12 protein-coding genes are annotated in these 13,846 nt (G+C 67.1%); 7 read left to right on the top strand and 5 right to left on the bottom strand.

From position 1 onward, the window contains the following. The first annotated feature begins 43 nt into the window (after positions 1 to 43). The 3 genes from AC1DCJ_RS01655 (at position 44) to AC1DCJ_RS01645 (ending at position 2,571) form a co-directional block, all read left to right on the top strand. Positions 44 to 799: a sulfurtransferase gene (locus AC1DCJ_RS01655; RefSeq protein WP_478069924.1), complete on the top strand. Its 756-nt coding sequence runs from the start codon at positions 44 to 46 to the stop codon at positions 797 to 799. Positions 800 to 951: 152 nt separating this feature from the next. Then, entirely contained in the window at positions 952 to 1,938 is a 987-nt protein-coding gene (locus tag AC1DCJ_RS01650) for an LLM class flavin-dependent oxidoreductase (RefSeq protein ID WP_038689183.1), read from the top strand. A 123-nt stretch (positions 1,939 to 2,061) separates the two neighbouring features. Continuing rightward, a complete protein-coding gene (locus AC1DCJ_RS01645; protein WP_448135605.1) occupies positions 2,062 to 2,571 on the top strand; it encodes a pyridoxamine 5'-phosphate oxidase family protein in 510 nt (169 codons plus the stop codon). A 330-nt stretch (positions 2,572 to 2,901) separates the two neighbouring features. Here the strand turns inward: AC1DCJ_RS01645 and AC1DCJ_RS01640 are convergent, their stop codons facing one another. Together AC1DCJ_RS01640 and AC1DCJ_RS01635 are read right to left on the bottom strand one after the other, a co-directional pair. After that, complete coding sequence (locus AC1DCJ_RS01640) at positions 2,902 to 3,558, bottom strand: exopolysaccharide biosynthesis protein (protein WP_478069923.1); 657 nt, start codon at positions 3,556 to 3,558, stop codon at positions 2,902 to 2,904. Further along, positions 3,542 to 4,852: a hemolysin family protein gene (locus AC1DCJ_RS01635; RefSeq protein WP_128096694.1), complete on the bottom strand. Its 1,311-nt coding sequence runs from the start codon at positions 4,850 to 4,852 to the stop codon at positions 3,542 to 3,544. The genes AC1DCJ_RS01640 and AC1DCJ_RS01635 overlap by 17 nt, the downstream gene beginning before the upstream one ends. A gap of 282 nt (positions 4,853 to 5,134) precedes the next feature. Between AC1DCJ_RS01635 and AC1DCJ_RS01630 the strand changes: the two genes are divergently transcribed. Continuing rightward, entirely contained in the window at positions 5,135 to 5,761 is a 627-nt protein-coding gene (locus AC1DCJ_RS01630) for a DUF47 domain-containing protein (protein WP_038689176.1), read from the top strand. Positions 5,762 to 5,774: 13 nt separating this feature from the next. Then, complete coding sequence (locus AC1DCJ_RS01625; RefSeq protein ID WP_141058660.1) at positions 5,775 to 6,896, top strand: inorganic phosphate transporter; 1,122 nt, start codon at positions 5,775 to 5,777, stop codon at positions 6,894 to 6,896. A gap of 1,415 nt (positions 6,897 to 8,311) precedes the next feature. Here AC1DCJ_RS01625 and AC1DCJ_RS01620 read toward each other — a convergent pair. The 3 genes from AC1DCJ_RS01620 to parE form a co-directional block, all read right to left on the bottom strand. Beyond that, positions 8,312 to 8,863 carry a GNAT family N-acetyltransferase gene (locus AC1DCJ_RS01620; RefSeq protein ID WP_141058661.1) on the bottom strand — a complete coding sequence of 184 codons (552 nt, stop codon included), beginning with the start codon at positions 8,861 to 8,863 and terminating at the stop codon, positions 8,312 to 8,314. A gap of 12 nt (positions 8,864 to 8,875) precedes the next feature. Then, positions 8,876 to 9,334: an acetyltransferase gene (locus AC1DCJ_RS01615; RefSeq protein ID WP_478069922.1), complete on the bottom strand. Its 459-nt coding sequence runs from the start codon at positions 9,332 to 9,334 to the stop codon at positions 8,876 to 8,878. Positions 9,335 to 9,499: 165 nt separating this feature from the next. After that, positions 9,500 to 11,389, bottom strand: a complete 1,890-nt coding sequence (parE, locus tag AC1DCJ_RS01610) for a DNA topoisomerase IV subunit B (RefSeq protein WP_038689167.1) — start codon at positions 11,387 to 11,389, stop codon at positions 9,500 to 9,502. Positions 11,390 to 11,551: 162 nt separating this feature from the next. Between parE and AC1DCJ_RS01605 the strand changes: the two genes are divergently transcribed. Beyond that, complete coding sequence (locus tag AC1DCJ_RS01605) at positions 11,552 to 11,791, top strand: hypothetical protein (protein WP_137189126.1); 240 nt, start codon at positions 11,552 to 11,554, stop codon at positions 11,789 to 11,791. A gap of 379 nt (positions 11,792 to 12,170) precedes the next feature. Continuing rightward, the gene (locus AC1DCJ_RS01600; protein WP_313243816.1) at positions 12,171 to 13,829 is read left to right on the top strand and encodes a CTP synthase; all 1,659 of its coding nucleotides are present in this window, start codon (positions 12,171 to 12,173) and stop codon (positions 13,827 to 13,829) included. Positions 13,830 to 13,846: the final 17 nt, after the last annotated feature.

The raw sequence follows: 13,846 nt of genomic DNA, 5'->3' as shown, positions 1-13,846 counted from the left end.
CCACGGCCCCGGCAGCGGGGCGGTCGGCATTTATAATGGGCCGATGATCGCCAATACCGCCGCCTACCATTTCACCCCCATCGCCGACCCCGACGCGCTGTGCGCCACGCTGCTGGAGCGCGCCACTGCGGGCGGCCTGCGCGGCACCATTCTGGTGGCGGGCGAGGGCATCAACCTGTTCCTGGCCGGCACCGAAACCGGCATTGCCGATTTCTACGCTGCCCTGCACGCCGATCCGCGCTTTACCGGGCTGCGGGTGAAAACCAGCTACAGCCAGATGCAGCCATTCGCGCGACTCAAGGCCAAGGTCAAGCCGGAGATCATCAGCTTCCGCATCGACGACGGCCAGCCGCTGGCGTACCCGCGCGCGCCGTCGGTGGACCCGGCCACGGTGCAACGCTGGCTGCGCCAGGGCCATGACGATGCGGGCAAGCCGGTGGTGATGCTGGACACCCGCAACACCCAGGAAATCGAGTACGGCACCTTCCAGGACGCGCTGGTGCTGCCGATCACCAAGTTCACCGACCTGCCCGACGCACTGGCGCCGCACCGCGAGGCGCTGCGCGACAGCACCGTGGTCAGCTTCTGCACCGGCGGCATCCGCTGTGAAAAGGCCGCGTTGTGGATGCGCAACGACGGCATGGACAACGTGCTGCAGCTGGACGGCGGCATCCTGGGCTATTTCGAGGCCGTCGGCGGCGAAGGTTACGAGGGCCGGTGCTTCGTGTTCGACGAGCGCGTGGCGCTGGATGCGGACTTGCAGCCGCTGGTCGATCAACCCGGTGCCGACGCCGCCTGAGCGCTGGCGGCCGGGCAGGGCGCGGGCCGACCGGAAGCTACGCGGCACCCTCACGAAGCCGAACCGCAGGAATCAGCATCCCGCCACCGGCACTGGCGGCGGGCGGTGGCCAGCCCCATCTGGATGGGATGACTTCTGGAGGGAACGCGTCCATGCAATTGTCGATTCTTGATCTGGCCCCCGTCTGCGAGGGCAGTGACACCACCCAGGCCTTCGCCAACATGCTGGACCTGGCCCAGCACGCCGAAGGCTGGGGCTACCACCGCTACTGGCTGGCCGAGCACCACAACATGCCGGGCATCGCCAGCGCCGCCACCGCCGTGCTGATCGGCCACGTGGCCGGCGGCACCCGTCGCATCCGCGTCGGCGCCGGCGGCATCATGCTGCCCAACCATTCGCCGCTGCAGGTGGCCGAGCAGTTCGGCACGCTGGCCTCGCTCTACCCCGATCGCATCGATCTGGGCCTGGGCCGCGCGCCCGGCACCGACCAGCCCACCGCGCGCGCCCTGCGCCGCTACTTCGACAGCGCCGACCAGTTCCCCCAGGACGTGCGCGAACTGCTGCATTACTTCGAACCGGCCCAGACCGGCCAGGCCGTGCGCGCCGTGCCCGGTGCGGGCATCCCGGTGCCGGTGTGGCTGCTTGGCTCAAGCCTGTTCAGCGCGCGCCTGGCCGCCGCGATGGGCCTGCCGTTCGCGTTCGCGTCGCACTTCGCGCCCGATGCGATGGACGAGGCGCTGGCGGTGTACCGCCGCGAGTTCCGCCGGTCGCAGTATCTGGAGGCCCCGTACGCGGTGCTGGGCATCAACGTGGTGGCGGCCGAGTCCGAGGCAGAGGCCAAGCGTCTGTTCACGACCCAGCAGCAGAGCTTCGTCAACCTGCGGCGCGGCAAGCCGGGGCTGATTCCGCCGCCGATCGACGACATCGAAGATTTCTGGCAGCCGCATGAAAAGCTGGGCGTGCAGAACGCGCTGGCGTGTGCGGTGGTCGGTGACGTGCGCCAGGTGGGCGAGGGCATGGCGGCGTTCGCGGCGCGCCACAAGCCCGATGAACTGCTGCTCACGGCCAACATCTTCGACCATGCCGCCCGCAAGCGCTCGTTCGGGCTGGCGATGCAGGCGTGGAAGGCCAACGCGTAAGGACGCCGTTGCGAATGCGCGCGGCCATCCGGGACGCGCGCGAAGGCGGCGTGACCGCATGGTTCACGCTGCCGTGGCTGCCGATCGGCTGTGATGGGGGCTCCCGTTTCAGGAGTTACGTCCATGGCAGAACACGACCGCCAACAGCACATCAAACAACTGGCGGGCATGATCCGCGATGTCGACATCGCCATGTTCACCACCGTCGGTGTCGACGGCCGGCTCTACAGCCGTCCGCTCGGCACGCAGGAAGTCGAGTTCGATGGCGACCTCTGGTTCGCCACCGAAGCCGACAGCCCCAAGGTGGCCGAGATCGCGCTCAACCCGCGCGTCAATGTGTCCTATTCCTCGCCCTCGGGTAACACCTATGTTTCGGTTGCCGGCACCGCGCGCATCGTCGATGACCGCGCGAAGATCGAGGAACTGTGGTCGCCGGCGATGAAGCTGTTCTTCCCCGGCGGCAAGGAGGACCCCAACCTGCGGCTGATCCATGTGAGCGCCGAATCGGCCGAGTATTGGGATGGCCCGGGTGGTCTTCTGGGTAGTGCGCTGTATTTCGTGTTGTCGGCCGTTACGGATGACCCGGGCGCGTTGTCGGATACCGGGACGGTGGACCTCAAGCCTGGGGCGTGATGGTTGGGCGATCGTCGGGCAGGTGTGAGGCGATTGCCGGGTAGCCGACCAACGGTCGGCTCTACCGCTTCGGGTGGCAGCCGACCAACGGTCGGCTCTACCCTTTCCGGTGGGAAGCCGACCAACGGTCGGCTCTACCCTTGTTGGTGGGCAGCCGACCAACGGTCGGCTCTACCGTCCGGGGGGGCGTGACCGTCCGGGGGGGCGTGACCGTCCGGGGTGGGAGCGTGACCGTCCGGGGGGGCGTGACCGTCCGGGGTGGGAGCGTGACCGTCCGGGTGGGGGGCGGGGTGTTGCGTCGGTAGGCGCCGACCGTTGGTCGGCGCGGCGTCAGAACCAGCGCTGGACCTGCTCCACGGTGTAGCTCACCAACTGTCCGGAGCTGAAGCCGAAGAACAACACGGCGGCCAGCGCGCCGATCCAGTTCAACAGCATCAGCATGCCGTCGCGTTCCAGCAGCGCCAGCGCGAACAACAGCAGCTGGAAGCCGAACAGATAGTTGGTGAACGGGATCGGCAGCGACAGCAGCACCGCCACCAGGATCAGCAGCAGGCCGGTGAGCGCGTGCGCCGGCAGCGGCACCAGCAGCGTGGGCAGGCGCGGCTTCAGCAGCGTGTCCAATCGTCGCAGCGGCCGGTCGATACGGGCCAGGAACCGGTGCATCGTGCCGCGCTTCGGGCCGCGGTTGGCAATGAACTTCGGCAGCCACGGCCGGCGCAGGCCGAACAGCATCTGCCCGCCGATCAGCAGGATCAGCGGGCCACTCACCGCGCCGCCCACCCCGGGAATCGGGATGAAGGCCGGCAGGATCGCCACGAACAGGAACACGCCGAACGCGCTCTGCTGCAGGTCCTGCAGGATCTTGCCCAGCAGCAGCCGCTCCTCCGGGTCGCCATGGTCGAACATCGCCAGCAACGTGCGGATGCCTTCGTTGCGGTACGCCGGGCGCCCCTCTTCCGGCGGGGTTGGATCAGCCGGTGAGTTCATCGGTCTCTTCTTCGGACAGCGTGCGCAGCAGCAGCTTGTCCACCCGCGCGCCGTCCAGGTCGACGATCTCGATGCGCCAGCCGGCCCAGTCGAAATACTCGCCCGCGTGCGGAATGCGCCCGAAGAAGTGGATGCACATGCCGGCCAGCGTGTAGTAGTCGCCGTCCTCGGCGTCGGGCAGTTCGGCATTGCCCATCAGTTCGCGCAGGTCTTCGATCGACAGCGAGCCGTCGACCAGGTAGGAGCCGTCCTCACGGGTCACCACCAGGGCGTCCTCGTCCACGTTCTCCACCGACTGCAGGCGGCCGACCACCGCGCCCATCAGGTCGCTGATGGTCACCAGGCCCTGGATCTCGCCGTACTCGTCCACCACCAGCGCCATCGATTGCTGTTCCTCGCGGAAGATCTCCAGCAGCTTCATCGCATGGGTGGATTCGGACACGTACAGCGGCTCGCGCAGCTGCTGGAACAGCGAATGGTCATCGCGCACCAGGCGCGTCACCAGGCTCTTCACTTCCAGCACGCCCACGATGTCCTGGTCGTTGTCCCGGTACACCGGGTACCGCGAGAACTCGTTCTCGCGCATCGTGGCGATGTTCTTCTCCGGGTCGGCCACGGTGTCCAGCCAGGCGATCCGGTTGCGCGGGGTCATCAGGCTGTCGGCGGTCCGGTCGCCCAGGCGCATCACCCGGTTCATCATGTCGCGCTCGTGCGCGTCGATGACGCCGGCCTCGTGGCTTTCGGCCACCAGCATGCGGATCTCCTCTTCGGTCACCGATGCGGCTTCGTCCTTGCCCAGGCCCAGCACGCGCAGCACCAGGCGGGTGCTGTGCGAGAGCAGCCACACCGCCGGGAAGGCGATCCGGGACAGCCAGCCCATCGGCCAGGCGACCAGACCGGCGATGTCCTCCGAGCGGGTGATCGCCAGCCGCTTGGGCACCAGTTCGCCGAAGATCAGCGTCAGGAAGGTGATCAGGGCCACGGCCAGTGCCTTGCCCACTTCACTGGCATAGGCAAAGGCGGGGAATACGCTGTGCAGCCACTCGGCGATGGCCAGGCCGATCGCCTCGCCGCCGAACACACCGGTCAGGATGCCGATCAGAGTGATCCCGATCTGCACCGTGGACAGGAAGCTTTCGGGCTTTTCAGACAGTTCCAGCGCGCGTGCGGCGCGCTTGCTGGTCCCGGCCATCTGCTTGAGGCGGCTCTTGCGCGAAGTCATGACCGACATCTCGGACATGGCAAAGAAGCCGTTGAGCAGGATCAGGGCAAGGACAATAATCAGTTCAAACACGGGCGTCGTCCCCGGTTGGTGGCAGGGAGGGCGTGTTCAAGCGATGGCGGCTACCGTAGGGCGCGTGAGCGCGGCGGTGCGGCGGGGGGTAAGGGTCGTCGTCCATAGAGTGCGCCCGAAGGCGCCCGCGCATCTTAACAAAAGGCCGGGGCAGGGAAGCAAACAGAGTCGTTCAGGCAGCCCCTTTGCGGCGTGAAGACAGGGGGGAGTACCCGGAGTGGACATCAAACCGTCATAATTCCGCCCGGTGCCGTCCTTCCTCGACGGCGAATAGGTTTCTCAATGTTCTCTCTGCAGACCATTTTCGGCTCCGGCAAACAGTTCTACACCCTGCTGGACGAGGCTGCCCAGGCCGCCCAGGACAGCGCCAAGGCGCTGCACGCCATGCTGCGCGATTCGGACCGCCAGCCGGCGCTGGACGCCTTCAAGCTGGCCCGCCTGCGCGAACGTGCCGCCTCGGACAAGATCAGCCAGGCGCTGGTGGACAGCTTCATGACCCCGATCGAGCGCGAGGACATCGAAGCGCTGGGTTCGGCCCTGTACAAGATCCCCAAGCAGGTCGAGAAGTTCGCCGACCGCTACTCGCTGGCCACGGCCCACCTGGAGCACATCGATTTCGCGCCGCGCGCGGCGATGCTCGAACAGGCTGCCAGCGTGGTGGTGGAGATGGTCAACGACCTGCGCCACATGAACCTGGACCGGATGACCGCGCTCAACGAGAAGCTGCGCTCGCTGGAGAACGAAGCCGACCGCCTGATGCTCGAGCTGTACCGCGACATCTACTCCGGCCGCCTGGACAACCTGCAGATGTTCCTGCTCAAGGAGTTCTTCGAGATCCTGGAAAAAGCCATCGACCGTTGCCGCGAGGCCGGTGTGGTGGCGTACCAGATCGTGCTGAAGAACAGCTGACGGACGCCACAGCATGCTGACCCTTGTCCTGGTGGTGATCCTGGCCGCGCTCGTCTTCGAGTTCATCAACGGCTTCCACGACACCGCCAACTCCATCGCCACCGTGGTGGCGACCAAAGTGCTCTCGCCCGGTTGGGCGGTGATGCTCGCGGCTTTCATGAACCTCATCGGCGCCCTGACCGGCACCGCCGTGGCGCTGACCATCGCCTCGGGCCTGCTCAACACCAACGTGGTCGACGTGACCCCGCAGGTGATCCTGTGCGCGCTGCTGGGCGGCATCATCTGGAACCTGATCACCTGGTGGAAGGGCCTGCCTTCGTCGTCCTCGCACGCCCTGATCGGCGGCCTGTGCGGCGCCGGCCTGGCCGCGGCCCACAACAACTGGGATGCGTTGATCTGGTCCGAGCGGATCGGCACCTGGGCCCAGAACAAGGGCCTGCTGTGGAAGGTGTTCCTGCCGATGATCACCTCGCCGGTGGCCGGCTTCCTGCTGGGCATCGTGGTGATGCTGCTGCTGTGGGCGATCATCGCCGGCATGGCCAAGGCCGGCGGCTGGCTCGGGCGCCTGGCGCGTCCGCGCATCGTCAATGCGTTCTTCGGCAAGGCACAGATCGTGTCGGCGGCCTACATGGGCTTCGCCCACGGCCACAACGACGCGCAGAAGACCATGGGCATCATCGCCATGACCCTGATCGGCGCCGAAGCGACCGGTGCGCTGAACGACCTGCCGTCGTGGCTGGCCTTCATGCATCCGGACGCGAGCGCCGGTGACGGCATCGCGATGTGGATCGTGCTGACCTGCGCCGTGGTGATGGCCGCCGGTACCGCGTCGGGCGGCTGGAAGATCATCAAGACCCTGGGCCACAAGATGGTCAAGCTGCATCCGATCCACGGCTTCGCCGCAGAGACCAGCTCGGCCACGATCCTGACCCTGGCGGCGCATTTCGGCATGCCGGTCTCGACCACGCACAGCATCTCCACCGCGATCATGGGCGTGGGTTACGCCAAGAACCCGCGTTCGCTGCGCTTCGGCGTGATCGAGCGCATCGTCTGGGCCTGGATCCTCACGATCCCGGCGGCAGGCGGCTGCGCGTACCTGATCCTGCGCCTGTTCGAACTGTTCGGCTGGGCATAAGCCCTCGGACCGTAGAGCCGGGCTCTGCCCGGCTGCCACGAAAAACCCGCCGAAAGGCGGGTTTTTTGTGGACGCAAACAATGCATCAGACGGGCGTGCCCGACAGATCCCGGCGGCGCGGCCGGGACGCCGAATGCAGGACTCCAGGACTCCGGGACTCCCTAGCTCCGGGACACGGGGACGCCGGACGCCGAACGCCGGTAGGGTCGCGCCCCAGCCGACTGCCGTGAACCCCCGCAGCCGCGATATCGGCATGGAAATGATCGGCATCCGCGCGCGATGGGACGGGATGTCGTTCGAAGGTCATGCCACCACCGAACGTYGCGCCGTTATCAGCAGTCGGCCGGGGCGCGACCCTACCTTGGGTGCCCATTGCTGCGGGACGCATCGGCATGACCCCGACCGGTATTGGCCCATGCGACGCGTTGGTCCGGCACGCGCTTCGGTAGGGTCGCGCCCCAGCCGACTGCCGTGAACCCCCGCCGCCGCGATATCGGCATGGAAATGATCGGCATCGGCGCGCGGTGACGGACGGGATGTTGTTCGAGGGTCATGCCACCATCGAACGTTGCGCCGTTATCGGCAGTCGGCCGGGGCGCGACCCTACCTTGGGTGCCCATTGCTGCGGGACGGATCGGCATGACCCTATCGGTGTTGGCCCATGCGACGCGTTGGTCCGGCACGCGCTTCGGTAGAGTCGCGCCCCAGCCGACTGCCGTGAACCCCCGCCGCCGCGATATCGGCATGGAAATGATCGGCATCCGCGCGCGGTGACGGACGGGATGTTGTTTGAGGGTCATGCCACCACCGAACGTCGCGCCGTTATCGGCAGTCGGCCGGGGCGCGACCCTACCTTGGGTGCCCATTGCTGCGGGACGCATCGGCATGACCCTATCGGTGTTGGCCCATGCGACGCGTTGGTCCGGCACGGCGCTTCGGTAGGGTCGCGCCCCAGCCGACTGCCGTGGACCCCCGCCGCTGCGATATCGGCATGGAAATGATCGGCATCCGCGCGCGCGGTGACGGACGGGATGTTGGTTGAGGGTCATGCCACCATCGAACGTTGCGCCGTTATCGGCAGTCGGCCGGGGCGCGACCCTGCCTTGGGTGCCCATTGCGGCGGGACGCATCGGCACGACCCTATCGGTGTTGGCCCATGCGACGCGTTGGTCCGGCACGGCGCTTCGGTAGGGTCGCGCCCCAGCCGACTGCCGTGAACCCTTGCCGCCGCGATATCGGCATGGGAATTATCGGCATCCGTGTGCGCGGTGACGGACGGATGTTGTTTGAGGGTCATGCCATCACCGAACGTCGCGCCGTTATCGGCAGTCGGCCGGGGCGCGACCCTACCGGGGTCACCCTTGCCGCAGGACGCAGGAGCAGCCCCCGACCGGTCTCCACCCCCGACGCACTGCTCAGGCGCTGCGGTCTCCCGCCAGCAGGCCGTACAACGCCGAGTCGGACAGCTCCCCGCCCACGCACCAGCGCTCGCGCAGCAGGCCTTCGCGCTGGAAGCCGATCCGCTCCAGCACGCGGGCCGACGGCACGTTGCGTGGGTCGATCTCGGCTTCCAGCCGGCGCAGGCCGCGGTCGTCCAGCAGGTGGTCGATGAAACACTGCAGCGCTTCGCGCATGTAGCCCTTGCCCTGCGCCTCGGGCGCCAGGTGGTAGCCGATCTCGGCGCGGCGTGAATCGGCATCGATCGCAAACACCACGCAGATGCCGAGCAACGGCGCGTCGGCGTGCTCGCGGATGCCCAGCTTGAGCTGGGTGCCGGCCCGCATCGCCGTCAGGTCGTCCAGGATCTGCGCGTAGGCCTGCTTGATGTCGGTCCAGGCGGGGTGGTTCCAGTAGCGCATCACCGCCGGATCGGACTGGATGGCGAACAGGGCAGCGCCGTCGCTGGCGCGGATCGGGCTCAGTACCAGGCGCGCGCTGTGGAGCTGCAGGGTCGGGTCGAAATACATGGGGACACTCGATCAGGAAGAGGGGCGGGCCGCATCGGGCAGCGCCATGTGCAGCAATGGATACGGTTGACCCTGGCCATCCAGCGGCGAGCGCCCGGTGACGACGAAGCCCAGGTGCTGGTAGAAGCCGACCGCCTGCGGGTTCTGTTCGTTGACGTCCAGTGCGATGGCCCCGAGCGTCTCGATGGCATGTCGCAGCAGGTGTTTGCCGATGCCGCCTCCACGCCGCTGCGGGTGGATGAACAGCATTTCGATGCGGCCGTCGGCGACCCCGACAAAGCCGTCGATCGCGCCGTGCGCATCGCAATACACCCACAGGTCCACCGCCGCCAGGTAGACCTCGCGGATCAGCGGTCGCAGCGTCTGGATGGCGTGCTCGGGCAGGAAGTCGTGGGTGGCCCGTACCGATGCTTCCCACAGGTCGGTGATGCGGTCGTAGTCGGCGGGCAGGGCGGGGCGGATGGCGGTCATCTGAAGGTCTGGCGGTGAACCGTGTTCGATTATCGCCGTTTCCCGCACACGACCGCGCCCGGAGAGGTTCAGGGTGCATTACCTGCCCGTCACACGGCAGGCAGAAGAACAAAAAAAGCCCGCCGGTAGGCGGGCTTTCTCATCGGGCGGCGGCTGGCGCTGCGATCACACTTCCAGCGAGGCCAGGTCGCCCTTGTTCTCCAGCCATTGCTTGCGGTCGCCCGCGCGCTTCTTGGCCAGCAGCATGTCCATCAGCGAGTGCGTCTGTTCGCCATCGTCGATGGTCAGCTGCACCAGGCGGCGCGTATCGGGGTGGATGGTCGACTCGCGCAGCTGCGGTGGATTCATCTCGCCCAGGCCCTTGAAGCGGGTCACGCTGACCGTGCCCTTGATCTTCTCGCGCTCGATCTTGTCCAGCATGGTGCGCTTCTCTTCTTCATCCAGCGCGTAGAACACCTGCTTGCCCACGTCGATACGGAACAGCGGCGGCATTGCCACGAACACGTGGCCGGCATCGACCAGCGCCGGGAAATGCTTCAGGAACAGTGCGGTCAACAGCGTGGCGATGTGCAGGCCGTCCGAGTCGGCGTCGGCCAGGATCACCACCTTGCCGTAGCGCAGCCCGCTGATGTCGTCTTTGCCCGGGTCGCAGCCGATCGCGATGGCGAGGTTGTGCACTTCCTCCGAGGCCAGCACGCTGCCCGAGGACACTTCCCAGGTGTTCAGGATCTTGCCGCGCAGCGGCATGATCGCCTGGAAATCCTTGTCGCGCGCCTGCTTGGCACTGCCGCCGGCCGAGTCGCCTTCCACCAGGAACAGCTCGGTGCGCGACAGGTCCTGGCTGATGCAGTCGGCCAGCTTGCCAGGCAGGGCAGGGCCCTGGGTGACCTTTTTGCGGGTCACCAGCTTTTCGGTCTTCAGGCGCGCGCTGGCGCGCTCGATGGCCAGCTGGGCGATCTTCTCGCCCATGTCCACGTTCTGGTTCAGCAGCAGGCTGAAGGCATCGTGTGCGGCACCCTCCACAAACCCGGCGGCCTGGCGCGAGGACAGGCGCTCCTTGGTCTGGCCGCTGAACTGCGGGTCGGTCATCTTCAGCGACAGCACGAACGACACCCGGTCCCACACGTCTTCCGGGGCCAGCTTGACCCCGCGCGGCAGCAGGTTGCGGAAGTCGCAGAACTCGCGCAGCGCCTCGGTCAGGCCGGTGCGCAGGCCATTGGCATGGGTGCCGTGCTGGGCGGTCGGAATCAGGTTGACGTAGCTTTCCTGGACCAGCTCGCCTTCCGGAATCCAGGCCAGGGCCCAGTCCACGATCTCGTTTTCTTTCTTCAGGTGGCCCACGAACAGGTCGGCCGGCAGCATCTCGCGCTCGCCCAGCTCGGCCTTGAGGTAATCGCTCAGGCCATCTTCGTAGTACCAGGTGTCCTGCTCGTCGGTGGCTTCGTCGCGCAGCTTCACGGTCAGGCCGGGGCACAGCACCGCCTTGGCGCGCAGCAGGTGGCGCAGGGCGCGCAGGTTGTACTTGGGCGTATCGAAGTACTTCGGGTCGGCCCAGAAGCGCACGCGGGTACCGGTGTTCTTCTTGCCGACACTGCCCACCACTTCCAGCGGGCTGGCGCGGTCGCCATTGCGGAAGGTGATGCGGTGTTCGCTGCCCTCGCGCTTGATGTGCACCTCGACCAGGGTCGACAGCGCATTGACCACGCTCACGCCCACGCCGTGAAGGCCGCCGGAGAAGGTGTAGTTCTTGTTGTTGAACTTGCCGCCCGCGTGCAGGCGGGTCAGGATCAGCTCGACGCCGGGGATCTTCTCCTCGGGGTGGATGTCCACCGGCATGCCGCGGCCGTCATCGCTGACCTCGCAGCTGCCGTCCTTGTACAGGGTGACCTCGACCGTACGGGCATGCCCGGCCAGGGCCTCATCGACGGCGTTGTCGATGACTTCCTGCGCCAGATGGTTCGGGCGGGCGGTGTCGGTGTACATGCCGGGGCGGCGCTTGACCGGGTCCAGGCCGGACAGGACTTCAATATCGGCGGCGTTATAACGGGCGTTCATCTGTTTTCATATAGCGCAAAGCGACGGCGAAGTTTGCGGTCTGGACGGTTTTTTTGCACGCCGCACGTTCAGGGGGCGGCCGACCAGGGGTGGATACACTGTGCGTGGTGGAAACCGTACCCCGGCGACCCCATCCCAAGCCGATACCGCGAGGAGTGACCCATGAAGAAGTTGCTGACCATCGTTGCCATTGCCGCCGCCGTCGTGGCCGTGCCGCTGGCCATGGCCCAGAACGCCGGACAGGGCCAGCCCACGCCGCAGCAGGGCGAGCAGGCCGACAAGGCGCAGTCCGAGGCGGACGCCAAGGCCAAGCGCCGGGCCCAGGCCACGGCCGAGATGAAGGCCAAGGGCGCGCAGGCCCCGCAGAAGGAAGAAGAGGAAGAGGCCAAAAAGAAGCGCTGAGCCTTCTTCCGCTGCCATGGGCGCCCCGGCCTTGCCGGGGCGCCTTTTTTTGTGGGGACCGCAATCCAGTGCTTGGGCTTGCGGCCTCCAATCTGTAAACTAGCGCTTTCCGGGAGCAGTGCGTGTCATCCATCAGCGAATGGACTGGCCTGATCGTGCGCGATCGCCAGCAGGGTAGGCAGAAGGTGACGGTCCCAACGGCGACCGGCACGGCCACCCCGACCTCGCCGACCGGTCCCCGCGCTGCCTCCCCGATCCCGTCCCCGGTGCGTGTGTCCGCCGCCCCGACCGACCGGATCCGCCCCCTTTTCCCCTTCACGTCGTCCGCCGCCCTGCGCGCCGGCGCCGTCTCCCCCTTCCTGACAGGACACCCCCAGCCATGACTCCCTTGATCTTCGTAACCGGCGGCGTAGTGTCCTCGCTCGGCAAAGGCATTGCCGCCGCGTCACTTGCCTCCATCCTTGAAGCCCGTGGCCTCACCGTCACGATGATGAAGCTCGACCCGTACATCAACGTCGATCCGGGCACCATGAGCCCGTTCCAGCACGGCGAGGTCTACGTCACCGACGACGGCGCCGAGACCGACCTGGACCTGGGCCATTACGAGCGCTTCGTGCGTACCCGCCTGAGCCGCAAGAATTCGGTCACCACCGGCCGCATCTACGAGAACGTGATCCGCAAGGAGCGCCGCGGCGACTACCTGGGCGCCACCGTGCAGGTCATCCCGCACATCACCGACGAGATCCGCCGCTGCATGGACGAGGCGACCGAAGGCTTCGACGTGGCCCTGGTCGAGATCGGCGGCACCGTGGGCGACATCGAGTCGCTGCCCTTCCTGGAGGCGATCCGCCAGGTGCGCACCGAGCGCGGCCCGGAAAAGGCGCTGTTCATGCACCTGACCCTGGTGCCGTACATCGCCGCTGCCGGCGAGCTGAAGACCAAGCCCACCCAGCACTCGGTCAAGGAACTGCGCTCGATCGGCATCCAGCCGGACGTGCTGCTGTGCCGTTCCGAGCAGGTGGTGCCGGATTCGGAGCGCCGCAAGATCGCCCAGTTCACCAACGTCTCCGAGCGCGCGGTGATCAGCGTGCCGGACGTGGACGTGCTGTACCGCATCCCGATGGGCCTGCACGCCCAGGGCCTGGATGACATCGTCATCAACCAGTTCAAGCTCGGCGACAAGGCCGGCCCGGCCGACCTGCACGAGTGGGAAGCGGCGGTGGACGCCACCCTGCACCCGCTGGACGAGGTCACCATCGCGGTGGTCGGCAAGTACGTCGACCACCAGGACGCCTACAAGTCGGTCGGTGAGGCGCTCAAGCACGGCGGCCTGCGCCAGCGCACCAAAGTCAACCTGAAGTGGCTGGAAGCCCAGGACCTGGAAGGCAGCGACATGGGCGCGCTGAAGGACGTCGACGGCATCCTGGTGCCGGGCGGCTTCGGCGACCGCGGCTTCGAAGGCAAGGTGCTGACCTCGCAGTTCGCCCGCGAGCAGCAGGTGCCGTACTTCGGCATCTGCTACGGCATGCAGGCCGCGGTGGTCGATTTCGCCCGCCACGTGGCCGGCCTGGAAGGCGCCAACAGCACCGAGAACGATCGCCAGTCGCCGAACCCGGTGATCGGCCTGATCACCGAATGGCGCACCGCCACCGGCGATGTGGAAAAGCGTGACGACAAGAGCGACCTCGGCGGCACCATGCGCCTGGGCCTGCAGGAGCAGCGCCTGAAGCCGGGCACGCTGGCCCGCGAGCTGTACGGCAAGGACGTGGTGTCCGAGCGCCACCGCCACCGCTACGAGTTCAACAACCGCTACCGCACCCAGCTGGAAGATGCCGGCCTGGTGATCGCCGGCAAGTCGATGGACGACACCCTGGTGGAAGTGGTGGAACTGTCGCGCGACCAGCACCCGTGGTTCCTGGCGTGCCAGGCCCACCCGGAGTTCCTGTCCACCCCGCGCGATGGCCACCCGCTGTTCATCGGGTTCATTCGTGCCGCGCGTGAGCGCAAGGCCGGCGCCCCGCTGGACGCGGGCGCCTGATCGCGCTGCGCACCGGT

The sequence above is a fragment of the Stenotrophomonas sp. 10N36 genome (assembly GCF_056395005.1).
This window is presented reverse-complemented; position numbering and strand designations above follow the sequence as displayed.